23 protein-coding genes are annotated in these 24,525 nt (G+C 44.5%); 14 read left to right on the top strand and 9 right to left on the bottom strand.

Annotated features, from left to right (window positions below; all coding sequences use genetic code 11):
- The first annotated feature begins 105 nt into the window (after positions 1-105).
- The 4 genes from SHEWPOL2_RS09315 (at position 106) to SHEWPOL2_RS09300 (ending at position 4,927) form a co-directional block, all read left to right on the top strand.
- Positions 106-990 (top strand): LysR family transcriptional regulator, encoded by an 885-nt coding sequence (locus tag SHEWPOL2_RS09315; RefSeq protein WP_037422278.1) that lies wholly within the window; start codon positions 106-108, stop codon positions 988-990.
- A gap of 16 nt (positions 991-1,006) precedes the next feature.
- Positions 1,007-2,230 carry a DUF819 family protein gene (locus tag SHEWPOL2_RS09310; RefSeq protein ID WP_037427837.1) on the top strand — a complete coding sequence of 408 codons (1,224 nt, stop codon included), beginning with the start codon at positions 1,007-1,009 and terminating at the stop codon, positions 2,228-2,230.
- Positions 2,231-2,422: 192 nt separating this feature from the next.
- Positions 2,423-3,295: a DMT family transporter gene (locus tag SHEWPOL2_RS09305; protein WP_037422284.1), complete on the top strand. Its 873-nt coding sequence runs from the start codon at positions 2,423-2,425 to the stop codon at positions 3,293-3,295.
- 87 nt (positions 3,296-3,382) lie between these two features.
- Positions 3,383-4,927 (top strand): EAL domain-containing protein, encoded by a 1,545-nt coding sequence (locus SHEWPOL2_RS09300; protein ID WP_037427836.1) that lies wholly within the window; start codon positions 3,383-3,385, stop codon positions 4,925-4,927.
- 59 nt (positions 4,928-4,986) lie between these two features.
- Here SHEWPOL2_RS09300 and SHEWPOL2_RS09295 read toward each other — a convergent pair whose 3' ends face one another.
- The 4 genes from SHEWPOL2_RS09295 to SHEWPOL2_RS09280 form a co-directional block, all read right to left on the bottom strand.
- On the bottom strand, positions 4,987-6,303 hold the full coding sequence (locus tag SHEWPOL2_RS09295; protein WP_037422288.1) for an ammonium transporter: 1,317 nt from the start codon (positions 6,301-6,303) through the stop codon (positions 4,987-4,989).
- Positions 6,300-6,638 (bottom strand): P-II family nitrogen regulator, encoded by a 339-nt coding sequence (locus SHEWPOL2_RS09290; protein ID WP_037422289.1) that lies wholly within the window; start codon positions 6,636-6,638, stop codon positions 6,300-6,302. Before SHEWPOL2_RS09290 ends, SHEWPOL2_RS09295 begins: the two co-directional genes overlap by 4 nt.
- A gap of 294 nt (positions 6,639-6,932) precedes the next feature.
- Entirely contained in the window at positions 6,933-7,916 is a 984-nt protein-coding gene (locus tag SHEWPOL2_RS09285; RefSeq protein WP_050991334.1) for a 2-dehydropantoate 2-reductase, read from the bottom strand.
- Positions 7,916-8,278 carry a VanZ family protein gene (locus tag SHEWPOL2_RS09280; RefSeq protein ID WP_037422291.1) on the bottom strand — a complete coding sequence of 121 codons (363 nt, stop codon included), beginning with the start codon at positions 8,276-8,278 and terminating at the stop codon, positions 7,916-7,918. Before SHEWPOL2_RS09280 ends, SHEWPOL2_RS09285 begins: the two co-directional genes overlap by 1 nt.
- A gap of 162 nt (positions 8,279-8,440) precedes the next feature.
- On the opposite strand from SHEWPOL2_RS09280, the gene SHEWPOL2_RS09275 reads away from it, so the two are divergent.
- On the top strand, positions 8,441-8,926 hold the full coding sequence (locus tag SHEWPOL2_RS09275; RefSeq protein WP_037422293.1) for a YajQ family cyclic di-GMP-binding protein: 486 nt from the start codon (positions 8,441-8,443) through the stop codon (positions 8,924-8,926).
- Positions 8,927-9,022: 96 nt separating this feature from the next.
- Here SHEWPOL2_RS09275 and SHEWPOL2_RS09270 read toward each other — a convergent pair whose 3' ends face one another.
- From SHEWPOL2_RS09270 to SHEWPOL2_RS09255, 4 genes are all read right to left on the bottom strand, one after another.
- On the bottom strand, positions 9,023-10,408 hold the full coding sequence (locus SHEWPOL2_RS09270; RefSeq protein WP_037427834.1) for an MFS transporter: 1,386 nt from the start codon (positions 10,406-10,408) through the stop codon (positions 9,023-9,025).
- Between the two features lie 156 nt (positions 10,409-10,564).
- Positions 10,565-10,885, bottom strand: a complete 321-nt coding sequence (locus SHEWPOL2_RS09265; RefSeq protein WP_037427831.1) for a hypothetical protein — start codon at positions 10,883-10,885, stop codon at positions 10,565-10,567.
- 70 nt (positions 10,886-10,955) lie between these two features.
- Positions 10,956-11,543: a peptidylprolyl isomerase gene (locus SHEWPOL2_RS09260; protein ID WP_011073582.1), complete on the bottom strand. Its 588-nt coding sequence runs from the start codon at positions 11,541-11,543 to the stop codon at positions 10,956-10,958.
- 33 nt (positions 11,544-11,576) lie between these two features.
- Positions 11,577-12,143 carry a YajG family lipoprotein gene (locus tag SHEWPOL2_RS09255; RefSeq protein ID WP_037421857.1) on the bottom strand — a complete coding sequence of 189 codons (567 nt, stop codon included), beginning with the start codon at positions 12,141-12,143 and terminating at the stop codon, positions 11,577-11,579.
- Positions 12,144-12,280: 137 nt separating this feature from the next.
- Here SHEWPOL2_RS09255 and SHEWPOL2_RS09250 point away from each other — a divergent pair, with 137 nt between their 5' ends.
- The 9 genes from SHEWPOL2_RS09250 to SHEWPOL2_RS09210 all read left to right on the top strand — a co-directional run bounded on the left by SHEWPOL2_RS09250 (position 12,281) and on the right by SHEWPOL2_RS09210 (position 20,566).
- A complete protein-coding gene (locus SHEWPOL2_RS09250) occupies positions 12,281-12,841 on the top strand; it encodes a porin family protein (protein WP_037427830.1) in 561 nt (186 codons plus the stop codon).
- 242 nt (positions 12,842-13,083) lie between these two features.
- Complete coding sequence (locus tag SHEWPOL2_RS09245; RefSeq protein ID WP_037427828.1) at positions 13,084-14,115, top strand: DUF2804 domain-containing protein; 1,032 nt, start codon at positions 13,084-13,086, stop codon at positions 14,113-14,115.
- A 52-nt stretch (positions 14,116-14,167) separates the two neighbouring features.
- Positions 14,168-15,031: a sterol desaturase family protein gene (locus SHEWPOL2_RS09240; RefSeq protein ID WP_037427826.1), complete on the top strand. Its 864-nt coding sequence runs from the start codon at positions 14,168-14,170 to the stop codon at positions 15,029-15,031.
- A gap of 176 nt (positions 15,032-15,207) precedes the next feature.
- On the top strand, positions 15,208-15,843 hold the full coding sequence (locus SHEWPOL2_RS09235) for a hypothetical protein (protein ID WP_037421848.1): 636 nt from the start codon (positions 15,208-15,210) through the stop codon (positions 15,841-15,843).
- A gap of 168 nt (positions 15,844-16,011) precedes the next feature.
- Positions 16,012-17,409 carry a UDP-N-acetylmuramate:L-alanyl-gamma-D-glutamyl-meso-diaminopimelate ligase gene (gene mpl / locus SHEWPOL2_RS09230; RefSeq protein ID WP_037427824.1) on the top strand — a complete coding sequence of 466 codons (1,398 nt, stop codon included), beginning with the start codon at positions 16,012-16,014 and terminating at the stop codon, positions 17,407-17,409.
- 1 nt (position 17,410) lies between these two features.
- The gene (locus tag SHEWPOL2_RS09225; protein WP_037427822.1) at positions 17,411-18,058 is read left to right on the top strand and encodes a flavin prenyltransferase UbiX; all 648 of its coding nucleotides are present in this window, start codon (positions 17,411-17,413) and stop codon (positions 18,056-18,058) included.
- 20 nt (positions 18,059-18,078) lie between these two features.
- Entirely contained in the window at positions 18,079-18,609 is a 531-nt protein-coding gene (gene hpt / locus SHEWPOL2_RS09220; protein ID WP_037421839.1) for a hypoxanthine phosphoribosyltransferase, read from the top strand.
- Positions 18,610-18,860: 251 nt separating this feature from the next.
- Entirely contained in the window at positions 18,861-19,799 is a 939-nt protein-coding gene (locus SHEWPOL2_RS09215; RefSeq protein ID WP_037427821.1) for an ABC transporter ATP-binding protein, read from the top strand.
- Positions 19,796-20,566: an ABC transporter permease gene (locus SHEWPOL2_RS09210; protein ID WP_011715945.1), complete on the top strand. Its 771-nt coding sequence runs from the start codon at positions 19,796-19,798 to the stop codon at positions 20,564-20,566. The genes SHEWPOL2_RS09215 and SHEWPOL2_RS09210 overlap by 4 nt, the downstream gene beginning before the upstream one ends.
- 112 nt (positions 20,567-20,678) lie before the next feature.
- Here the strand turns inward: SHEWPOL2_RS09210 and SHEWPOL2_RS09205 are convergent, their stop codons facing one another.
- The gene (locus tag SHEWPOL2_RS09205; RefSeq protein WP_037427820.1) at positions 20,679-24,317 is read right to left on the bottom strand and encodes a S8 family serine peptidase; all 3,639 of its coding nucleotides are present in this window, start codon (positions 24,315-24,317) and stop codon (positions 20,679-20,681) included.
- Between the last annotated feature and the right edge of the window lie 208 nt (positions 24,318-24,525).

Below are 24,525 nucleotides of genomic sequence, written 5' to 3'. Positions count from 1 at the left end.
AATAAAGCGGTCTAATAGACCGCTTTATTAAAATTAGATATCAGTCATGTTAAAAAATGTATCTTTCATTTATCTTGTTCCAACTGGAGTTTATTGGGGATGTAGATGCGCATTACGTTAAGGCAGTTAATGATCTTTAAGGCTATCTGTACCGAGAGGCAGATCTCAAAAGCGGCAAAACTGATGCACATGTCAACTCCTGCAGTGAGTATGGCTCTGAAAGAATTAGAGAACTCGCTAGGATGTCGACTATTTGAAAGAGCTGGTGGTGGCTTGGAGCTAAATGCCCATGGAAAAATTATTCTGCCTTATGCTAATGAAATGCTTAGTAAGGGAAATGAATTAGAGAAGCTTTTTAATTTTGCTGAGGATGGCGTTAAAGGTTGTTTAGTGATCGGTAGTAGTAAAACGGTTGGTAACTATGTTTTATCCAGAAAGATCCCATTATTTAAAGATAAATATCCAGACGTAAAAATTAAACTCATAATAGAGAATAGTCTGGTGATTGAAAAAATGGTATCAGAGAAAGAAATCGACTTAGGTTTCATTGATGCCAAGCCTGCAAGTAGAAATCTAGTATGCGAGCAATGGATGCAAGATAAGCTTTGCATTGTAAGTGGGTGCTCACATCCTGTAGCAAAGCAAGCATGTTCTAGTCATATTTTAAGTGAACAATTGTGGGTTTTTGACCATGAGTCCTCTCTGTCACATATTAGGGCTGTTCAATTGTTAAAAAGTTTAAACGTTTATGTCAGAAATGACATTTGTATGTCTACTATTGGGGCGATTAAACGTGCAATTGGAACGGGTATAGGTTTGAGTGTTTTACCCTATGTGGCTATAAAAGAAGAGTTAGAGCGGGGGGAGTTATGTTTGATCGATTTGAAAGGATGGGATTATAAACGCACTTACTGGTCAATCCAGCGAGAGTCTGATGAACTTTCATTACAGTCTAATATTTTTTTGAATTTTTTAAATAATGCTAGTTAGAAAGTGGGTGAAATAAATGATTTCTTCAGAGTGTGGAATCGTTATATTTTTAATCTCACTTCTTGTCGTTGTGTTATATTTAAACTCTTCATCTTGTCTTTTTTTTAAACGCTTTTATAGTGTTTTTCCTGTCATGTTTATTTGCTATACCTTACCTGCTGTATTTAGTTTTTTTAATGTGGTAGATGCAAGCAGGTCAAGTGTTGATGACTATTTTAAAGCGCATTTAATTCCATTTAGTTTATTTTTGCTAATTGTGAGTACGGATTTTATTACATTAAAGTCAGTCGGTGGAAAGATTTTATTGATGTTTTTCATCGGAACTGTTGGTGTTTGTATTGGAGGGCCAATTAGTTTATGGATTGGCTCTAAATTATTTCCAGAAGAGCTTTTATGGCAAGGTGGCGATGCAGCATGGCGTGGCATGGCAACATTAATGGCGAACTGGTTGGGTGGTACAGCAAACCAACTTGTAGTCAAAGAAATTCACCAAGTTGGCGAGGCCATTTTTGCAGTAATGATGACGATAAATGTGGTTTTTTCTGGCGTATGGATGACTATTTTGTTGTTTTTGGCTAAAAAACAAAAAGCGATTGATAGAATGTTGGATGCTGATTTGAACAATTTACCTGTTTTTATTGAAGATGATATAACAAGGTTAGATGGCAAAAAGCATTTTATTGGCTGTATGTTACTCATTTCTTTTTCATTATTTATTTTTTTGTTTTGTCATTCGGTCTCCGAATTTTTATCCCTAACAGTGAACAATCGTTTTCCTTATTTATTGCATTATAACCTAGGATCAAGTTTCTTTTGGTCTATGATTTTGTCAACAATTTTAGGTATTTTACTCTCGATGACCTATGCAAGACATGTGTTTGTTAAACAAGTCAGGTTTGTTTCATTTTTTTTGCTGTACTTTATGATTATGAATATTGGATTAAATATTGAGTTTGCTTCATTTCAATCCATATTCTACTATTTTATTATTGGGTTGATTTGGTTTTTTACTCATATAATTATTCTACTATTATTTTGTTTGTATTTTAAACTGCCCATATTGTATTTTGCTATTGCAAGTCAGTGTAATATTGGGGGCGCAGCTTCAGCGCCTGTTGTCGCGAGTGCTTTCCATCCTAAATTAGGATCTATCGCGGTTTTAATGGCTGTGTTGGGTTATACATGGGCGTCATTTATTGCATCAATTATTGGCTCTTTCATGCAATTTATACATCCATAATTAATATTCAAATTATTATGTATATTTTATATTCGTTTTTATAGCGATTATTTTATCGATGACCATACTAGCGTATGATCTCAAAAGCATTTATCAGTCTTTGTGTCGTGTCTAATGTTTCCATGTGGGGTATGATGCTTGTCTTATCTTTTGCGTCGAAGCAAGAGAACATGCTTTGGTGGAAATAGGTTTATGTGGATTTTGTTTACCTTGCTCGCTGCGTTTATGCAGGCGTGGCGCAATGCCTTTCAGAGCCAACTGAGTAAAGAGGTTAAGGTCGCGGGCGTCACCTTAGCGCGGTTTATTTGGGCAGGCCCAATTGCGGCCTTGTATCTTGCACTATTATATCTTTGGAATAATGTCGGCTTACCACATTTTACGGCGGAATTTTTCGGCTTTATTATCGGCGCATCCATGATGCAGATCCTTGCTACCGGCCTGATGGTTAAGCTATTCCAGCAGCAAAACTTTGCTATTGGTGCCGGGCTTGCTAAGAGTGAGGCAATAGTCGCGGCAATCTTAGGAACATTGTTCTTTGGAACCCATTTATCCTTACTCGGCTGGGCTGGGGTTATCTTGGGCGGTATCGCTGTATTTTTGCTGAGTGCTAAGCAGGGGCTTAGGCAGCTCTCCCTTAGTACCGTCATACTGGGCATTGCCAGTGGCAGCGCCTTTGCGCTGACTTCGCTTTGGGTGCGAGAAGCTAGTTTGAGGTTAGATGTCGGTTTTCCTCATAGTGCGGCTTGGGTGTTGTTGTTGGTGATTAGCCTGCAAACAATCGTGCTAGCCAGTTATTTGGTTTTAAAGGATAAAGAAACATTAATCGGCCTGTTACAACGGCCTAAGTTAACCTTGCTGACCAGTACTACAAGTTGTTTTGGATCTATTGGTTGGTTCAGTGCGATGTCGTTACAAACTGTCCCTTATGTGAAAACCTTAGGCCAAGTGGAAATCTTTTTTATGATGTTGATTTCCGCATTCTGGTTAAAGGAACGCGTAAAAATAAAAGAAATGCTTGGTCTAGCACTCATTGCAGTTGCTGCCATACTCGTGATGTGGGGATGAGTATTTGAGCTGTTTTATATTTATCATATGCAACGCAATGTTTAACCAAGATAAATCGCTATAGCGGCAACAAGATAAGGATTCCGGATGCAGAATCGTATTAACAGCCTGTCGTCACTTTTACGCTTATTCATCTCTCAGTACGATCTTTCAGGCAAGCATTTATTCATTATGTTGTCTGTTCCTGTTGTCTTGGCTATCGCATCCAGTTTTATGGTGACGAGTTATTTGGTTGAGAAAAAGGTGCATGAAGTTGGTGAGTTTAATCTCAAACGGCTTGAGGATTTATTAAGCCAGTCTGAGTCAATTGGCCAGTATGCCATCACTCTTAGTCAAGGTGATTGTAGTGACCTGAATGAGTATATGAAGTTTAAGCCCTATTATCGTGGTGTACTGCTTTTTAATGCTCATGGTTTTTATTGTTCATCCACAAATGGTGAAATTGATTTTCCACTGAACACACTCTTGCCTGAACCGACCCTAAAAGAGCCTACTTATTTTATTGTTCCTGAAACGCCTGCGCGTTTAGGTGTCCCTGCCATCATTGTTATTGCTACGCAGGCCAACCAAACGAGTGGAGCGGTTGTGATTATTGAAGGGCAATATTTTATCGACAGCTTTATTCAGCCAGAGGTGTTTCCTCGTCCTGTGCTGAATGTGGTGTTGGGGTTGAAGGGCGCGACATTACCGACTGTGCCACAGTTTGGAGATGGGAAAGTTGTTGCCGTAAAGGCTGATAATTCGGAATTGGTGATCCTACTTGAGGTCTCGCAAGCGTTTTTTTGGTACTTCTTCTGGATATCTTTTGGGCTATCGCTCCCCGTTTTTTTGGCATTTACTTGGTTAGTCGGTTTACATCTTTGGCGTAAAAAAAACCGCTATTCACTGGCTGACGATATTAGAAGCGGGATCGAAAATAAAGAATTTTTCCTTGTATACCAACCTATTATTTGTACTGAAGACGGTAAGGCTAAAGGGGTTGAGGCATTAGTACGGTGGCTACATCCGCAAATGGGCTTGGTGCGGCCAGATCTATTTATTCCCATCGCGGAGCAGAGCCAACTGATCGTGCCGCTAACTAATTATATTTTTGAACGCGCTTTAGCCGATTTTAGTTTGTTTTCCGTGCAGCCAGGGTTTCGAATTGGCTTTAACGTAGCACCTGAGCATTTTATTCAAAGTGATATTGAAGCTAAATTTCGCTATTTAAAGGATGCTTTTTCTCAAATTGGTGTTCAACCTTTGATTGAGATTACCGAGCGGCAGCTATTAACGGCGGATATGTGCGAGCGAATTACAGCATTGCGTGAGCTTGGCATTTTAGTCGCTATTGATGATTTTGGCACCGGACAGACGACCTTATCGCTGCTGCAAACCTTTACCTTGGACTACCTTAAAATAGATAAGTGCTTTATCGATACCATAGGCCAAGATTCGGTCACTTCCCATGTGCTCGATACTATTATCGAACTCTGCCATAAAATGAATTATGTCGCTGTAGCAGAAGGGGTAGAAACACAGGAACAGGCGGATTATTTAATCAGTCGTGATGTGCATTTTCTGCAAGGATATTTATTCGCTAAACCGATGAAATTAGATGAGCTTGCCCTTTGGCTGAAGAAACGCAACTAACAACAACCGTCAGGATAGGTATCCTGACGGTTATAGGTTTTGCGCAGAGGTTGATGTGCTTAGAGGCTGTAACCCGTTTCTTCATGTTCAGAAAGATCGAGCCCATTCACTTCTTGCTCACTGCTGACACGCAGTCCTCCAAGGAGTTTGCTAATAACGATAAACAAGAGCCAAGTCACTACTGCGGTATAACTAAAGGTCGCCGCGATACCAATCATTTGGACGCCGAGTTGGTCAATCATAGTGTCGTTAACAGTGGCAAAACCATAGCCGCTAAAGATCCCAAGTTGAGTCGAACTAAAAACGCCTGCGAGCAACGTACCGAGGATGCCGCCTACACCATGGACAGGAAATACATCGAGAGAGTCGTCAATCTTCAATTTTTGTTTAATGTAAACCGTTGAAAAGAAACAGACCACCCCGCCAAGAAAACCAATCACTAAGGCTCCAGTTGGGCCAACATAACCCGATGCAGGCGTGATTGTTCCCAAACCCGCCACCATACCTGTAACGATACCAAGTGCGCTGGCTTTACCAAATTTATACCATTCAATCCCAGCCCAAGTGATGGCACCCATCGACGCCGCCAAATGGGTCGCGAGTATCGCCATTGCCGCTGTACCATTGGCGCCTAAGGCGCTGCCGCCATTAAAGCCAAACCAGCCCACCCACAGCATGCCCGCACCTGTGACAGTCATGGTCAAGTTGTGGGGCATAATCGCTGAGTTTAAAAATCCCCTGCGTGGGCCAAGTACTTTTGCCGCAACCAGTGCCGCTACCCCTGCGGTAATGTGTACGACTGTGCCGCCGGCAAAGTCATAGAGCCCAAGCTTGGCTAACCAGCCGCCACCCCATACCCAGTGGGTGATAGGTGCATAGACTAACAGCAGCCAAGTGCTTGAGAATATGAGTACCGCAGAAAATTTCATTCGCTCAGCAAAGCCGCCGATAATCAGCGCTGGCGTGATAATGGCGAAGGTCATTTGGAATAGCATAAACAAAGGTTCGGGAATGTCACCGCTCATACTCTCACGACCAATGCTGGCTAAAAATGCTTTATTTAGCCCACCGATAAAACCATTGCCTGTATCGAAGGCGATAGAGTAACCCACGACAAACCAGAGTATTGAGGCAATAGCAGCAATCGAAAAACACTGCATTAAAATGGAGAGCACGTTTTTGCTACGCACCAGTCCACCGTAAAACAATGCCAGTCCAGGGAGCGTCATCAGTAATACTAAGGCTGATGAACTTAAAATCCACGCGGTGTTGGCACCACTTAACTGCACCTCATCGGCGAATACTGGAGCTGTAAAGCTACTCGCGATGAGGATAAGTAACGCTTGATAACTGCACTTAGATTTTGGATTGATCATATGGCATCGCTCCCTTCTTCAGAGGTGCGAACGCGGATCACTTGTTCGAGCGGAGTGACAAAAATTTTACCGTCACCGACTTTGCCTGTGCGAGCTGCTTGGATGATGGCTTCGATTACAGCTTCTTCAAGCTCTGAGTGGATCGCGATTTCAAGCTTCATTTTGGGAAGAAAGTCGACAGCATATTCGGCGCCGCGATAGAGCTCTGTGTGCCCCTTTTGCCGGCCAAAACCCCTCACTTCAGTCACTGTCATGCCGTGGACGCCCAGTTGAGTCAGCGCTTCACGTACATCATCAATTTTGAAAGGTTTAATAATTGCGGTGATGAGTTTCAACTTTATTCTCCAACGAACATCAGGCATCAGTTCATCGGATATAGCAGGAATTAGGCCACAACAATAAACGTTTTATTATCATTATGTTAATAGTGTGGTGCACCCAAATAAATCTTATTTTTGCTGCAAAATAGTGCAAAAATAGATGAGCGCACCCTGACTTGGTGCGCGCCCTTGGTGCGTTAAATGTAAAAAAGCCAATTAGGGTGCATTTAAACACTGTTAAGTATTATCGAGAATGATTTTCTACGGCAGGCTTATATTAAATCTATTTAAAATCAATTGAATATATGATTATCGTGGTAACGTTATTGCCGAAAGCTGTTTAATAGCGCTGACCATCTTGGCATTAGTTGCTGCACTTAAACTGTGCGCGTTGGCGCGGTCACAAATATAGCCATTAATTTGGTCTATCTCGGTGAGTCTGTGGTTTGCAACATCTTGGTGCATCGATGAGAAGTTTGCGGCAGTGAGTTCAATCACTCGATAGACGCGCTCCTCTAAGAAGTGCCTGTCGAGCTCAATCCCATCATGTGCGGCAACGTCGACTAATTCATCTAGGATACTAGCAATGGTTTCACTAAACTCAGCTTGAGCCAAAGCGCCGTTGGGGCATTGATGCAGCGCCGTAAGAGGATTGATTGCGGCGTTTACGGCCAGTTTTTGCCAAAGACAGGGGATAATCGCCTCAACCCACTCACTGTTTGGGATGGCATGTAATAGGTTATCTCTAAGCGTTTGTGGTAGCGCCGGGCCAGTAAAATGACCCAACTGGGTTAAGCCTTGGCCGGTTTGCTTAACTTGCCAACATGACTGACGTAATACGCCCTGCGAGGTAGTGCCTAAGCTTAGGCCGCGGCCATTTAACATTGGTGCGAGCGCGAGGTGTGGCCCCATACCATTATGTAATAATAGGATATGACATTGTGGCGATAACTTGTTGAGTAAAGGACCTATCGCATCAATGACTTGATAAGCTTTTACGCACACAATCAACAGTTGTACTTGCTGTAAGTGGGCTTTGTCGGCGCTAAGCAGCGGGACTCGATAGGACACAGAGTCAGTAACGGCATCGCTTGGGGACAAAGGGCTAAATACCAAGTCTTGCCAATCAGTTGCTTCAAGGTTTGATACCGAGGAGTCCCGTGCAATTAAGCCTACCGCTAATCCCGCCGAATGCAGTTGATGGCAAATCAATTGCCCTACAGCACCTGCGCCTAAAATCGCGATGTTAGTGACTTGAGACTCTATAGCTAATGGCACATCTTGGCCTAACATTATTCTTCCTTGAGTTGTGCGGCACTAACATATTTTCGATAGGCCCAAAGACAAAAATAAAACAAGGCAATACCCGCAAAATCAGCCAACACATCACCTATTGAAGCGCTGCGATAGGGTAGGCGGGATTGCACAATCTCAATTAACATCGCGTAAGTTGCAAGTACCAGTGAGAGCCAATACCACTTAGGACGAAAGGCGAGATAGGTCAGATACGAGAGGCAGAAAAAGCTTCCAAGATGGCCTACTTTATCGATATGGGGGATGCTTTGCGAATAGGTTGGTCTGGAGAACACCAGATAACTGATCACGACAAAGGCTACGGCTAAAGCCAGTTTGAATAGGGTGTGTTTAGTTATCACAAATACAATTTGATTATCTTAGTGTGACGCCATAATAGGAAAATGTGTCGCCAAAGTCATCCCTAAGCCGAGTTTTATCTTGCTGGGACAAAGTTAACCTTCAACTTGGGGGAGGGAGTCGGTAAACTATGGGTATTTACAATCACCTAAGGGGCGGCAACTATGCCTTCATTTGATATTGTGTCTGAAGTTGACGAGGTTGAGTTACGTAACGCGGTCGAAAACTCTCGCCGTGAGCTCAGCGGCCGATTTGATTTTCGCGGTAAAGATGCAAGCATCGATTACAAAGATCATGTGGTGACGCTCACCGCAGAAGACGATTTCCAGTGCAAACAGTTAGTGGATATTTTACGTTCCCAATTGAGCAAGCGTAATGTTGAGCCTTCGACTATGGATGTCGACGAAAAGTCAGTTCACAGTGGCAAGACTTTCTCCCTGAAAGTGCGCTTTAAGCAGGGCATCGAGACGGATATCGCCAAGAAAATCGTTAAGATGGTCAAAGATAGCAAAATTAAAGTGCAATCGCAGATCCAAGGCGACACAGTGCGTGTGACGGGCAAAGCCCGCGATGATTTACAAGCTGTGATGGCGTTAGTGCGTCAAGCAGATCTTGGTCAGCCTTTCCAGTTCAATAACTTCCGCGATTAATCATGAAAATTGGCTTGAGTTCGCGTTAAGCTAACTTAAGCGTGGAAAATACAGTAAGCCCCAAACCTTTACGGTTTGGGGCTTTTTTATATCTGATTATTCTTGGTCTGGTTTGTTACTGACGTGGGGGGCGTATTTATTCACTAAATGAATAAGTAACAACACAGGAAAGCCTATCACACTGGCAGCGACAAAGAAGTTCACATAACCAAATGCGTCGACATAGGCGCCCGAGAAACCCGCAATAAACTTAGGGAAGAGCAGCATAATCGAAGAGAGCAGGGCGTATTGGGTTGCGCTATAGCCGCTGCTGGTGAGGCTTGATAAATAGGCGATAAAGGCCGCGGTGGCAATCCCCGCACTGAAGTTATCCACCGAAATGGCAAAGGTTAAAAAGCTGACGTTATAACCAATGACCGCTTGCCAAGCAAAGAGCAAATTAGTGACAGCAACCAACAGCGCGCCAAGAAATAATATCTTCATGGTACCGAAGCGGGCTAACAGGACTCCGCCAAAGGCTGCGCCAACCAAGGTCATGATAAGGCCATAGATTTTACTTAAATAGGCAATTTCTTCCTTAGTGAATCCCATGTCCACATAAAACACGTTGGCCATAATCCCCATCACAATATCCGAGATGCGATAGCAGGAAATCAGCAATAAAATCAAGATAGCACTACGGCCATAGCGTTTAAAAAAGTCGATAAAGGGCAGGATGCTGGCGGTATAAATCCACGAGAGACTCGCAGCTATAGGTTTAGGGTAACGCTCGCTTAAGCGTTGTTTGACCGCTAATTCGGTCTCATCGGCGGCGCGGGTATCGACCTGTGGCTCTTGGCTAAAGAGCGTAGTCAAAACCCCAATAAACATCAGTCCAGCCATGACTAAATAGGAAGTTTGCCAAGCGATTAAGTTATATTCGGTATTACCTGGCTCAACCCAAGCTGCGATGGTCAGCGCGCCTGCGGTCGCCACAATCATGGCGCTGCGATAACCCACCTGATAGGCCGCCGCTAAGGCTGCTTGCATTTTTTCGGGAGCCGATTCAATGCGAAAGGCGTCAATCACGATATCTTGGGTCGCAGACGCAAATGCAACCATTAATGCAAACAAAGCTAAGCGTTCGAGATCTTTAACGGGATCACTAAAAGACATCCCCAAAATTGCACCGACCAGTAATAACTGGGCGAACAACATCCAGCCGCGTCGCCGGCCCAAAAAGCGCGTCAGTAAAGGGAGTGATAATCTATCTACTAACGGTGACCAGGCCCATTTGAAGGCATAGGCTAAGGCTATCCAACTGAAATAACCGATAGAGGTGCGATCGACACCTGCTTCCCGTAACCAAAATGACAAGGTTGAAAAGACTAGCATTAATGGTAGGCCAGCAGAAAAACCGAGTAATAGCAGGATCAAAACGCGTTTATGGTAATAAACACTCAAGGAATCTAAGGTGCGACGAGTAAAACTGGGTACGGACATATGTATTAGCCGAAGAGTCGAATCCGCCTAGCTTACGGGTAAGATGTGGTTAGGTTCAAGGGGCAAGGTATCTCCTTTTGATACTCAGAGCGATTTTGTTTGCAAAAGCTAAAAATAAAAAGACTCAGCAAGCTGAGTCTTTTAAGAAGGGATTGTTCAAGGTCGGATACCGATACAACCCGAGGGCATTTGGCCTCCCAAACAGAGGAAGTCACAGCAAGCATGCAACTGCTGACACAGGTACTTATTGCCGCGGATCATCCAGTCTGGCCACTTACTAAAGCTATGGAGCAAGTGCCAAAACACGGTTTCCATTTCTGTTTGCGCTTCACTTGTTGGAATGAGTTGTTGCCATTCTTCAAGTGTGTCCCATAAATAGAGCTGGATCTCGCAGAAATCGAGTTCATCACTCAAAAATGCTTTCCCATATACTGCAAGTTGGGGCGCTTTATTATCGATAAATTCTTCAATCGTCACCCTTGCCTCCTTTCTTTCTGCTTGTACAGTATAGATGGAGGATTAGGGCTTTTGCTCAAATTTTTTTCGATTATTTTTTGGGGAGTAATTTAGCTGTTTTCAATATGATAGGAGTTACTGGCACATCGGGCCAATTCAGTTTGGCATTAGTCGTGGTCTCTACCACAGCCATGGCTTCGAGGACTTGCTTACCTTCGATCACTTCACCAAATACCGCATATCCCCAACGACGTTTTGATGGGTCAAGCTTTGTATTGTCCGCAACATTAAAATAAAACTGGCGGGTGGCAGAATGGGGCTCGTTATCGCGCGCCATGGCGATGGTGCCCATGCTATTTGATAAACCATTACCCGACTCGTTGACTATCGGCTTGCCCGCTGGCAACTCTTCTAATTGTGGATTCAGCCCACCGCCTTGCACCACAAAGTCACTGATCACGCGATGGAAAATCGTATTGTTGTACTCGCCTTTGACCACATAGGTGAGGAAGTTATCAACCGTAATCGGCGCGCGAGTTCTATCGAGTTCGACGACAATCTTACCTAAACTCGTATCAAACTCGACCTGGGGATACAAGCTATCGGGTTGAATGTCGATTGCCGCCCAGCTGCTATAACTTGCACAGAGAACTAAAAGTGCGGATATCCAACGAAACATCATTCTTTCCTTAATCATTATAAACTTGCGCAATTATTGTTGTAGAAACTGGTTTAACTCTGGGTCATTTAGAATCTCCCCTGTGAGTTGACCGAGGAGCTTATTCATATCCATTTCTAAGGTGGCAAAGTCAGGAGTTAATGGGCCTTTTAAGACCCCCTTGGCTTTATAGCGTTTGACCAATTCTTGATTGGAATTACGTGCTTGGACTGCGATACGGACGCTGTGTTTGGCTTCGTAGCCAAAGGTCTTTTTGGTGACATCCATCTGTAATTCTTCTAATTGAATTTGAACAGAGTTGGTTGCACTGGGATCGATTTGGTATCCCGCTTGAGTGAAACCGTTACGAAATACTTCGTCGAGCAATAACTTAGGGGGCTCGCTTGGGCCGACTAAACGGGTTTTGGTGCCTTCTTCCATAAAACGCGCAACGTATTCGGCGTTACGAGTGTCGATTGTGTCTAGTGAGATTTGCAGCGGTCTTGAAGTCTGTTGGCTAATATCTGGAACCTGTGGACTAAATGCCATATGAGTCGGATTTTGGCTCGCGCAGCCTACAAAAAGTAAAGGAAAAGTCAGCGTCAATAATAACCGTTTCATGTGGAATCTCATGCTAGTAAAAAGTGGTTACAGCATACCAGAAATCATCTCTGTTGCCACAATGCATAGGTGTTCAGTTTTTGTACAGGGTTGGGGGCTATGATATGACTACCTTATAATAATGGAATATTAACAATATGAAGTACTTAAAAATAAATGTTTGCGTGTTATTTCTCGCTTTATGTGCTGGTTTTGCTGGTAATGCCAATGCCACCGATTCACCCCATGTGTTAGGCGGCAGCTTAGGCTATGGTTCCCAAGAGTTTGAAACTAAAAGCGGTAAATATGATGCGGGTGATACATTTACTGGCGACTTGTATTACCGCTATATGCTCAACGAGCATTTTGGATTTGAAGCGGGATATTTAGCGGGCTCTGGTGGCGTGGCGAGTGCGCTTGTTAGTGCGATCAGTGATATAAAAGACTTAGATTACCAAGGCGTGAGAGCTACTGCTTACGGTGAGTATGCTCTGTCTCGTGGTAATAGTCTGTATGCCAAACTTGGTGCAGCCTACACTAAAGTGAGTTATGAGTTTGAAAAGCAGGAGATGGATTCGGACGATGTGGGCTTTTACGGCGCTATCGGTTGGCAATATCGTTTTCGCTCGGGCTTTGGGCTAAACCTCGAATACCAATATGTGCCGATGAAAGAGTTAGAGTTGCAAGGGGTAAACTTTGGTATCAGCTATCGTTTTTAACGGCTAAGGTGTTCCACTGGATTCGTCAATATTTGATTAAGTGGGTTTGTCTCAACTAAGCGCCTTTGGGCGCTTTTTTAATGGTTTTTTGAGGAAACTAAACCGAACTCCTCTCGGTAACAAAATCACAACAATTTGAGCTTGCACTCTTTTAATGCAATGAATGACAGGTTAGAGTAAAAATTCAACATTAAATAAGAGAGCATAAATGCTCCCTCGAGTGCAAAAGCAAAGGCGAAGTTATGTCTAGGATTATCACCCAAATCGCCCCCGACAGTTTGATCAATGCCAAAGGTCAGCCACATTTTGGTCATTTCGACGGTATAGTCAGTCGCTTAGGTTTAGCGGATTTTGCCTATTTCGATACTATGGATAAGCCCGCATCGGCTTGGGCGAAACGGTTTGACTATAAGCAGTTCCAATTTATTTCTATCGTTACGCCCCGTTATATTATTGGTGTTGCGCTCGCGGATATCGCCTACCTTGGCAGTGGATTTTGTTATTTATATGATATTAAAAACAATAGGTTAACTCAGTATGACTGGCTAAAACCCCTTGGGTTTGGCTACCGGATGACGCCTTCTCCAGCCAATGGCACGGCAACCATTGGCGGCAAAGGTAAGCGCATAACCTTTAAAATCCAAGAGGGGAGTTGGCATTTAGTCATTGATACTAAAAGCATTCAAGCCGATTTAACCTTACATGCATTGCCTTTAAGTTTACCTATGGCCATGTGTAGCCCCACGGGATACAACGGCTGGACCTATACCCAAAAACACAATGGTTTGTCGGTCAAAGGACAACTCACCATAGACCATGAACCGCAGCCATTAAATTTCGCCCTCGCAGGCTATGATTTTTCCGCGGGATTTATGCGCCGAGATACCAGTTGGCGTTGGGCATCGCTGAGTGCGCAAATTGACGACGGAGTGATTGGATTAAATCTTGCTGCGGGCGTGAATGAAACTGGTGCTAATGAAAATGTGTTTTGGATCAATGGTGAGCGGCATTTACTCGGACCAGTACAATTTGAATTTGACCGTCATGGCCAGCAGGGCACAGATCTCTGGCGTATTCATAGTCACGATGGCCGTGTCGATTTAGAGTTTACCGCGAGAAATTGCCGTAGTGAGAAACGCAATTTTATCTTGCTGAAGAGTAACTTCCGTCAATATCTGGGGCTTTTTAGCGGTTTTATCATTGACAATCAGGGGCGGAAATTCCAACTCAACAATGTATTGGGATTAACCGAGGATCATTACGCTCGCTGGTAGAACATAGGCAAATTTACGCTTTAATACAATAATAACAATAGGATAAAGGTATATGGATATCGCAGCGTTAATTAATCATCCCGAAGTACTGTTACTGGTACTTGCCCCGCTGTTTTTTGTCTGCATGTTGCTGGAATGGTACTTAGGTGACAGAAGACAGAAACTGCCCGTTAGCGCCCGTTACTATCCAAAGGAAGTGTTGTGTAATTTTAGCCTCGCCGCCATGCACCAAGGAATGGATATTTTGGCGGGCTTGCTGATCGCTAAATTGTATCTTGCGGTATTTGGTTGGAAATTATTCGATATTCAAATGGGGCCATTCAGCTTTGTGCTGCTGATGATTGCCCAAGATTTTTGCTATTACTGGTTCCATCGTGCGAGCCATAGAGTGCGTTGGATGTGGGCGGCCCACGTGGTGCACCATAGTTCGGAGAATATGAATTTTAGCACCGCGTTTCGCCAGAGTTTGATGTATCCCTTCGCTGGTATGTGGGTGTTTTGGTTGCCGTTGGTAATTTTGGGTTTCGACCCTAATTGGGTGGTTTTTGTGGTGCTGCTCAATTTGGGATTACAGTTTTTTGTGCACACCCAAGCGGTGAGAAAACTCGGCCCATTGGAATGGCTGTTTAATACGCCTTCCCACCACAGGGTGCACCATGGGCGTAATCCGCAATATATCGATAAAAATTATGCCGGTATCTTGATTATCTGGGACAAACTTTTCGGTACCTTTGTTCCTGAAGAGGAAACCGTGATTTACGGCATCACTAAACCCGTCAACAGTTTTAATCCAATCAAAGTGACCTTTAGCGAATGGCGCGATATGTTTAGTGATGTCACGACTAAGGGGCTGGGCTTTTCAGAGCGGCTTAAGCTGTTATTCGCCCCTCCTGCCAGTCAGCAAAAAGATAAGTGAGTTGCTTAAATTCAGGAATCATCCATCTTCAAATAGTGCAAATGGGTAATTGGAGTCAGATCTTAACCTTGCTAGCCTACTTTTCTTTTTTTGCAAATTAATCGCTGAAAAAATATACAGAATCACGCTTTGGTGGTAATTTTTTGTACAAGTGATTCATCTGAGTAGGTTGTCGTATGGTTGATGAGCCGCATTTAACCTTAGAGGAATTAGCTTGTTTTAGAGAGCTATTTTCCCCCAATCGCATAACCCATAGCACTGAGGACGCTCATCCTGAGCCTTTGGTTAACCATGTATTAACGGTCAAAACCGAGGTGCCACAGGCGCTTGCCTCGCTATTGGGTAAGGCCAAGTTGACCCTATTGGCTGAAGTCGGCTCCTATAAGCTCTGGTTTCCCCTTGAGATGCGTCTCGATGATTTTGGCCAATTACAGCCAACTCTTGGGGTGCCTGAAGTGTTAGACGCAAAAGGGGCTGAGCGGAGTTGGCGTTTGACTCAGCCTGAAGATGTGTGGATCTTCGACCAAGATCAGGGCGAACAATGGTCTGTGGTGTCTTTATCGAGTTCTGGCATGGCGATTCGTGCTAAATCGTCACAACAGTTTGAACAGTTGGTCGATAGCCAAGAACTGCAATTACAGTTGCCCGAGGGTGAAACCATGCGGGTTAAAATCGAGCCTATCCGCCATGAAGAGGGACTGGCGATTGTCAGATTTCAGGCCGAAGCCGAAGAGCGAGAAGCCCTACGTCAATTCCTCTTTAATCGTCACCGCAGTCAATATCCCAAGCTCTATGCCAGCTTGCGCGGATAAGTGAGCCTAGTGGCATAATTCTGTTAGTTAAACTTCAGCCAATTGTTAAAATTTATTCCGTTCTCAGGATCTTTGCCGAAGATGTGGCTTTTCCGAGCTCCTAACCTGCCAATCTGCTGTGCTATGGATTAGAATAGCCTTGAATTCAAAAACATCAGAGCGAGCGGTATGCACGTACATATTTTAGGAATTTGTGGAACCTTCATGGGTGGCCTAGCACTCTTGGCTAGGGCAAAAGGGCACAGAGTGACAGGCTCGGATGCCAACGTCTATCCACCGATGAGTACGCAGCTTGAAGAGCAAGGTATTGAACTTATTCAAGGTTTTGATCCAAGTCAGTTAGGTGAAGCGGGCAGTTATCCCGATCTTGTGGTGATTGGTAATGCCATGAGCCGAGGTAATCCTTGTGTCGAAGCGGTATTAAACCTTGGGATCCCTTACACCTCTGGACCACAGTTTTTAGCCGATCATATTCTGCCTGAGCGTTGGGTATTAGCCGTATCTGGTACCCATGGAAAAACCTCCACTTCAAGCATGCTGGCGTGGATCTTAGAGGACTGTGGTTATCAACCCGGTTTCTTGATTGGCGGCGTGCCACAAAACTTTGGCGTGTCGGCCCGTTTAGGGGAATCGGCATTTTTTGTGGTCGAAGCCGATGAATACGACAGCGCCTTCTTCGATAAGCGTTCTAAATTTGTGCATTATCATCCCCGTACGCTGGTGATTAATAACCTCGAATTTGACCATGCTGATATTTTTGCCGATTTAGCGGCGATCCAAAAACAGTTCCATCATTTGATCCGAACTGTGCCAGGACAAGGCAAAGTGATTTGGCCAGCCGATTCCCACGCGGTAAAGCAAACCATTGATATGGGCTGCTGGAGCGAACAAGAGACCTTCCATACCACTGATGCGACTAAAGGTTGGCATGCTAAGGCCTTAAGTGATGATTGCCATGAGTTTGAAGTCTTCTTCGACGGCGAATCACAAGGCGTGCTCGAATGGACGCTGATTGGTCAGCACAATATTGAAAACGCTATGATGGCGATTGCAGCCGCGCGCCATGTTGGGGTTAAACCGAGTGCTGCGATTGATGCATTAACCCGCTTTGTACCGCCGAAACGTCGCCTAGAGTTGTTGGGCACTGTCCACGGCGTCAGCGTATACGATGATTTTGCCCACCATCCAACGGCGATAGCGACCACCATTAAGGGCATGCGTGCCAAAGTCGGGCAGACCAAAATCACTATCGTATTAGAGCCGCGCTCGAACACGATGAAGAGTGGAGTGCATAAAGACACTTTGGCCCATTCAATGCTGCAAGCGGACGAAGCCTTTTTATATCAAGCCGATACTATCGATTGGAATATGAAAGAGGCGATGGAAGCAGCGGTGATCCCTGTGACTGTCCTACATCAAATTGATGATGTTGTCGCTAAAGTGGCTGCCTCGGCAAAAGCGGGTGACACTATCGTGGTGATGAGTAACGGTGGTTTTGGCGGATTACATAAGAAACTGTTGGCGGCGCTTGAAGTCAGCCCTCAGTTTGTTCAGCAGGCGGACTAATATGGCCTATGCCAAATCAGATAAAGCCATTAGCTTAGCCTGGACAGGGGCCTCGGGCGCGCCCTATGGTTTGAAGTTATTAGAATGCTTATTAGCCTCGGGCTACCAAGTTTTTTTAATGATCTCAAGCGCTGCACGTGTGGTGCTGGCGACTGAACATGGCTTGCAACTCAGTGCTAACAGCGATAAAGCTAAGGCGCAATTGTTAGAGGTGCTTGCAGAAAAGAATGCAACTTTATCTGGCGAGTTAGTGGTATTAGGCAAGGATGAGTGGTTTTCGCCGCCAGCCTCAGGCAGTGCTGCACCCAAACAAATGGTGATTTGTCCTTGCTCAACGGGGACACTGGCAGCTGTTGCGACGGGAATGAGCAATAATTTGCTCGAACGCGCAGCGGATGTGGTGTTAAAAGAACGTGGTCAACTGATCCTCGTTCCGCGGGAAACTCCCTTTAATGCCATACACTTAGAGCATATGCTCAACCTATCGCGCTTAGGTGTCACTATTATGCCTGCGGCGCCTGGCTTTTATCACAATCCCAAATCGGTTGAAGATCTGGTAGACTTCATGGTCGCTCGAATCCTCGATCATTTGGGCGTTGACCATGCATTAACGAGTCGTTGGGGTTATGACAAACACTCCCCCTACTGACATCGACAATTGAGACTGATATGAAACACACCACCGAAGTGATGATCTCCGCTGAAGAGATTAGCCAAAAATTGGATCAAATGGCTGAGCAAATCAATGCCCACTATGCCAACAGCGAGCGTTTGCTGATGGTGGGATTATTAAAAGGCTCAGTCGTATTTATGGCTGATCTGTGCCGCCGTATTAAAGGCCATGTTGAAATCGATTTTATGTCGGTTTCGAGTTATGGCAATTCCATGACCAGCTCACGGGATGTGAAAGTGCTGAAGGATGTGCAATCGGATATCGCGGGCCGCGACGTGCTGATTGTGGAAGACTTGATTGACTCGGGCAACACCTTAAACAAAGTGCGCGAAATGCTGTTATTGCGTGAGCCAAAGAGCTTAGCCCTGTGCACTCTGTTGGATAAACCCGAGCGCCGCGAAGTGGATGTCAAAGTCGACTTTATCGGTTTTACTATCCCAGATGAGTTTATTGTGGGTTACGGCATCGATTATGCTGAGCAATATCGCAACTTGCCTTATATCGCTAAAGTGGTGCCGCTCGAATAAGCCCAGATGCGTTATGACTCAAACTCCCGCCTAGGCGGGAGTTTTGTTTTGTGCCGAAAGTTGGCGACGCAAATGTTGTTTGGGGTCACGTATCCGCGTTTGGTGATCTATTAGTTATTTTTAATAAATTAATCTGTATTGATTCAATCAACTAGAGCCATAATTCGTTTTTATACAGCCTAGTGTGTTGCATTTGCTGTTTTCGACACCATCTTATTGTTTTGTTCATTCTTTCAGGATCAGGTAGCACTATGGCCAATCATGCCCATGCTCTCGTACTCGAGGGGCTAAAAAAAACCTACAAAGGCGGCGTAGAAGCGGTAAAGGGCATTAGCCTTACCGTTGAACAGGGAGACTTTTTTGCACTGTTAGGCCCTAACGGCGCGGGTAAGTCGACTACCATTGGGATTATCAGCTCCTTAGTGCAGAAAACTGCTGGCTCTGTGCAGGTTTTTGATTTTGATATCGATAAGCAACTCGAGGAAGCCAAGCTGTGCATAGGTTTAGTGCCACAGGAATTTAACTTCAACCAGTTTGAAACTGTGCTGCAAATTGTGGTGAATCAGGCGGGTTATTATGGCGTACCTAAGGCCGTGGCTCTTGAGCGAGCCCAAAAATACTTAAGCCAGCTTGATTTGTGGGAGAAGCGTAATAGTCAGTCCCGCACCTTGTCGGGGGGGATGAAGCGGCGGTTAATGATTGCCCGCGCCCTGATGCACGAACCTAAGTTACTGATCTTAGATGAACCAACTGCGGGGGTCGATATTGAGCTACGACGCTCAATGTGGGAATTCCTCAAGCAAATTAATCAGCAGGGTGTGACTATCATACTGACCACCCACTATCTTGAAGAAGCTGAAATGTTGTGCCGCAATATCGGCATTATCGATAAGGGCGTGCTGGTGGAGTGTACTAGCATGAAGGCCTTGCTGAGTAAGCTGAATCTTGAAACCTTTATCCTTGACCTTCGCCGCGATATCAATGTCGCGCCAACACTCGATGGCATGGTGTGCCGTTTAACCGATCCGCATACTTTAGAGGTCGATGTGGCGAAAGATCGTAATCTCAACGATGTGTTTACCCAATTAACCGCGGCCAATGTGGAAGTGTTGTCGATGCGAAATAAGTCCAATCGGTTAGAAGAATTATTTGTCGAGTTAGTGAATAAAAGCCAAGGAGCCAAGGCATGAAACAGCTGTATTTTATCGCCTTCAAAAGCATATTAACCAAGGAAATCAACCGTTTTACTCGGATCTGGATCCAGACTTTAGTTCCGCCTGCAATCACTATGACCTTGTATTTTTTGATTTTTGGTAACTTGGTCGGTAGCCGCATTGGTGATATGGGGGGTGTATCTTATATGGAGTTTATCGCGCCAGGCCTAATCATGATGTCGGTGATCACTAACTCCTATTCGAATGTGGCGAGTTCTTTCTATAGCGCGAAATTTCAGCGTAATCTCGAGGAGTTAATGGTCGCGCCCGTGCCTCACTATGTGATGATCGCAGGCTATGTAGGGGGCGGTGTCGCTAGGGGGTTATGCGTTGGTTTAATCGTGACGCTAGTCGCCATGTTCTTTGTCGACATCAGTTTGCACCATGCAGGCCTAGTAGTCATGACGGTATTTTTAACCTCAGTGTTATTCTCCTTAGGGGGATTAATTAATGCGGTATTTGCCAAGAGTTTCGATGATATCAGCATCATCCCGACGTTTGTGCTCACGCCATTAACATACCTTGGTGGAGTATTCTATTCACTGTCGTTACTGCCATCCTTTTGGCAAGGCGTTTCGGCACTGAACCCTGTGGTCTATATGATCAACGTCTTCCGTTACGGTTTCTTAGGTTTTGCCGATATCAGCATTCCGCTTTCTATTGGCATCATGGTGGGCTTTTGCGCTGTACTTTGGGGTGTTGCGTATTACCTGATATCCAGAGGCATAGGGCTGCGTTCGTAATCCGGTTCTTGTTCAGACCATCAATGTCTCACGTATTTCAGGACAGGACACATTGAATAATAAAAAGGGAGTCATTTAGACTCCCTTTTGTTTGCTTACTTATGTGAACAGATTACTTCATACGACGACGCATTGCCGCCAGAGGTAATAACAACGCCGTTAACCAACCCAGCGCACCGCCGGAGGTACCGCCAGCATTGTTTGCTTTTGTTGTTTTAACTGTCACTGTTGATGTACCAGTATTACTATCATCTACCCCATCAGATGCGACAACGGTAAATGTGTAAACGTTGTCACCTGCAGGGGCTGTAAATCCAAGTTTATCTGAGCCGTTAACAAAACTTATTGCAGGACCAGATGTTTGCTTCCAAGTGTAAGTTAAAGTATCGCCATCAGCATCTTTACCATTTGCTAGCAAGGCTACATATGAGTTCTCAGTAGCATTTGCACTGGTAGGAGAGACTGTTGGCTTAGTGTTATTAATCAACACTGTCACTTTGGCTGGTGCAGAAGCATTCCCCATCGTATCTAGAGCAATAACTTCAACTTCCATAGTTTTGCTTTGCTGATTAATTACAGCGTCGTCACTTAAGCGTACTGTTCCATCTTTAGCAACTAAAACCATACTGCTATTCGAGCCTGTAGTCACAAATTCGGAGAACGGGCTTGTCAGCATATCAGGGTCAGTCGCTTTTATTTGTCCTAATACGGTTCCAGCAGCAGTACCTTTCTTAACTGATAGTGTTAAGTTTTCTACCGTTGGCGCTGAGTTACCTTCATCAGTGGTATTAGCTACAACAGACATAGAGCCTGAGTCCGACAGGAACATAAAGCCTTTAGCGTTATCACCAACTTGAGCTTCTAAAATCGCACTTTCACCTGGTTTGAGTTCAGTGACTTCTTTTCCATCGCTATCCACTAACATGGCTGATGTTCCTGAGCCATCAAGTACAAGCGATGCAACAACACTGTCTTCATCACCAGAAGGTGTCGGAGCCCAATCACTGTCTTCTACACGGTAACGAACTTTAATGGTTTTACCTAAGTCTGCTTCAGTTAACCCCATGTCTTCAAAACACACTTTGCTGGTTAGGAAGTCATTACCTGTGACGTGGAAAACAGGCTCAAGCGTACCTGATGAGGTGCCATATTTAGCCACTAAACCATAGATTGATCTTGGATAGGCATCATTAAACCAGTTTAGGTTTGCGGTTGCTGCTGTGTAGTCCCAAACACCGTCATTGTTGAGGTCATAGTCTACGTCATAACTGGCCACTAACGCATGAACGATAGGATCGCGCATTTGTAAGGTGTTATAGATTGCAATGCCAGTATCACATGAGCTACTGAGCAACAGTTCACTCGATGCATTTAACAAGTCATGGCGTTTAGATTCGTCGACAGGGCTTGTTGCGATCAATGGAGCTGTAAATGGATCGGTAATTGAGGTTGCACCAACGTTGGTTAGTGTACGAACTAAACCGTCTTCAGTGACTTCAGTTTCAACTGAAATTGCCGCCGCTGCTTTAGGTAACACGTGGTATACCAAGTGGAGTGCTTTCGATTCACCATCCATGAACTCAATTGCACCATCGTATTCAGATAGCGTCAGTGCTACTGATGCATCTGCAGCAGTTCCGTCTAGTTCATAGGATGAGGTTAGCGTCCATTCTGGCAACTTAGTCGGATCAATTGTCGCAGTAACATCAAAATCAACGGTTTGTCCGGCAGGAATAGTGACACTGGCTGGTAATGCAAAACTTAAGGCGCCTGAATCAAGATCGTTTTGGAAACGTTGATCGACTTTTAAGGTGTAAGTTTTTTCAGCTGCAGAGAAGTTTTTAACAGTAACTGTCTTAGTGATTGATGTGGTTTTGTTGAGCGCTAATAAGCCAAAGGCTAACGCCGCTTGTTTGGTGTCTTTATTCCAAGCCGCAACGGGCAGATTAATGGCTTTTTCTACGTCAACTAAACCTGAACCGATATAGCTGATAGGTGCAAGCTCTGTATCAGGGTTGATTTCTTTAGGTTCCAGCGTTACATCAAGGTTAGCCGCGTTCATGATGGTCGCTTTTACCTCAAATGCATTGCGATGAGGTAAGGCTTCACGAATGATACTGACGGCACCAGCTGTAATCGGGCTAGAGAATGATGTGCCGCTGATTGGACTTAATCCTTCACCTAATCCTGGGTGTGCGGTGAGAATATCAGTACCAGGTGCGGTGATCTCAGGTTTTAAGGTTCCGCCGATTGATGGACCTCTTGACGTAAAGGTCGCAATGGCACCTGCGGTAGTGACTTCAGTTGATGTAATACTAAATGGAACATCGCCAGATGCGAGTGCAGCTTTGATTGCATCGCCATCTTCCTTAGAAACCATTACCGAAGGAATGGTGATCTTGTCGTCGGTCCCGCCCATCACAATCGCACCAGCATTGGCTGCGTTGTTAGCCACAATAACAAATGAGGCTCCTTTTAGTTGAGCATTTAGTACCTTAACTGTAAAACCACAGGTTCCGCGGTCAATTAGCACCGTTTTGCCTGTTAAATCTTCAGTATAAGCCGCGCAGCCATTTTTATTGGCAGCGGGGTAAACAATCGGTGCAACGGTATTTGTGAAGCTATAAGCATTGGATTTATTAAATCCAGCACCAATTGCTGTGACTGTATTACCCGCTATGGATGCTTCAATTTTGCCAACTTTAGTCGTTGGATGCGTCATTGCGCCAACGGAAAGAGCGCTATTAGTGGTACTTGGGCCACCGACCACAAAAGGTGTTGGACCATCGTTACCGGCTGAGATCACAAGGTTTACACCTAGTTTGACCATTTCATTGATCATGGCTTGAACGGCGCCGTCCTCAACATCACCAAAATCACCGCCTAACGACATGTTAACAGTGTCGACGCGATCGCTGATGTCTCCATCACCGTTTGGATCCATAGAGGCTTCAAGCGCGCTTAATTGAGCGATACCAGAACAGCCAGAGTTACACACTGAATATACGAGCAGCTCAACATCTGGAGCTATTCCAACAACAGAATGGCTTACATGAGTACCATGATTGGTTGTGACATCAATTGGGTTTGGATCATTATTAACAAAGTCCCAACCTCCAATGACTTTGCCTTGTGGCCAGTTTGGCATTTCACTTTTTGCTGCGACGGCTGCTTTGTAGTCAGCAACTAATCCTGAGCCACCTAAGGCTTTGTGGGTATAGTCAACGCCAGTATCGAGCACGGCCACTCGTTGACCTTTACCCGAAGCAATACCCGCATCAATAACCGCTTTTGCTTTGATGTATTCAGCGCTTGCGGCAACATCTAGTTTGTAGTCATAGATTGGCAGAATAGCCGCTACTTCAGCGTTGTTAAGCAGGGATGCAATTTGCTTATGATTACCTTCCACAACAATCGAGTTTACTAATTTTGACGTTGTTGCAACGATTTTTAAATCAGCATCCATGCTGTTAATTGCATTTTTGACTTTGGTTTGAGAGCTTTCGATTTGGCTCATGACCGATTGCTTATTAAATCCCTTCAGCTGGCTTTGTTGCGCAAGAGAAGGTGCCTTTAATTTTACCATCCAAGCTACAGCTTGTTTTTGTTCGTTACTATCATTTTTAGTAACGCTTAAGCCTGCATACTTATCAGTTGTTTGATTGGTTGTATTGTACTGAGCAGTTGTACCTGCAACAGCAGCACTTGATAATAGTGCCGCGGAGATAGCGATAGATAGTTTTGTCTTCACAACTTCATTCCTTGTCAATTAATGCTTGTAGTGCAAAATTAATTGCACCTGTAGCTAAATTGTTATAATTATGCTGCGCATTTTGTGGCTAGCAATGGAGTTGTAACACAAAAATATCGTACGGTTAACACTTTTGAAGTAAAAAAGACTTAAGTCATACTTTTGCAATATATCGTTCTGTTTGTTGGGCTTTATATTCGTGGGTTGA

The organism is Shewanella sp. POL2 (assembly GCF_000282755.1).
GTDB classification, from domain to species: Bacteria; Pseudomonadota; Gammaproteobacteria; order Enterobacterales; family Shewanellaceae; genus Shewanella; species Shewanella xiamenensis.
This window is presented reverse-complemented; position numbering and strand designations above follow the sequence as displayed.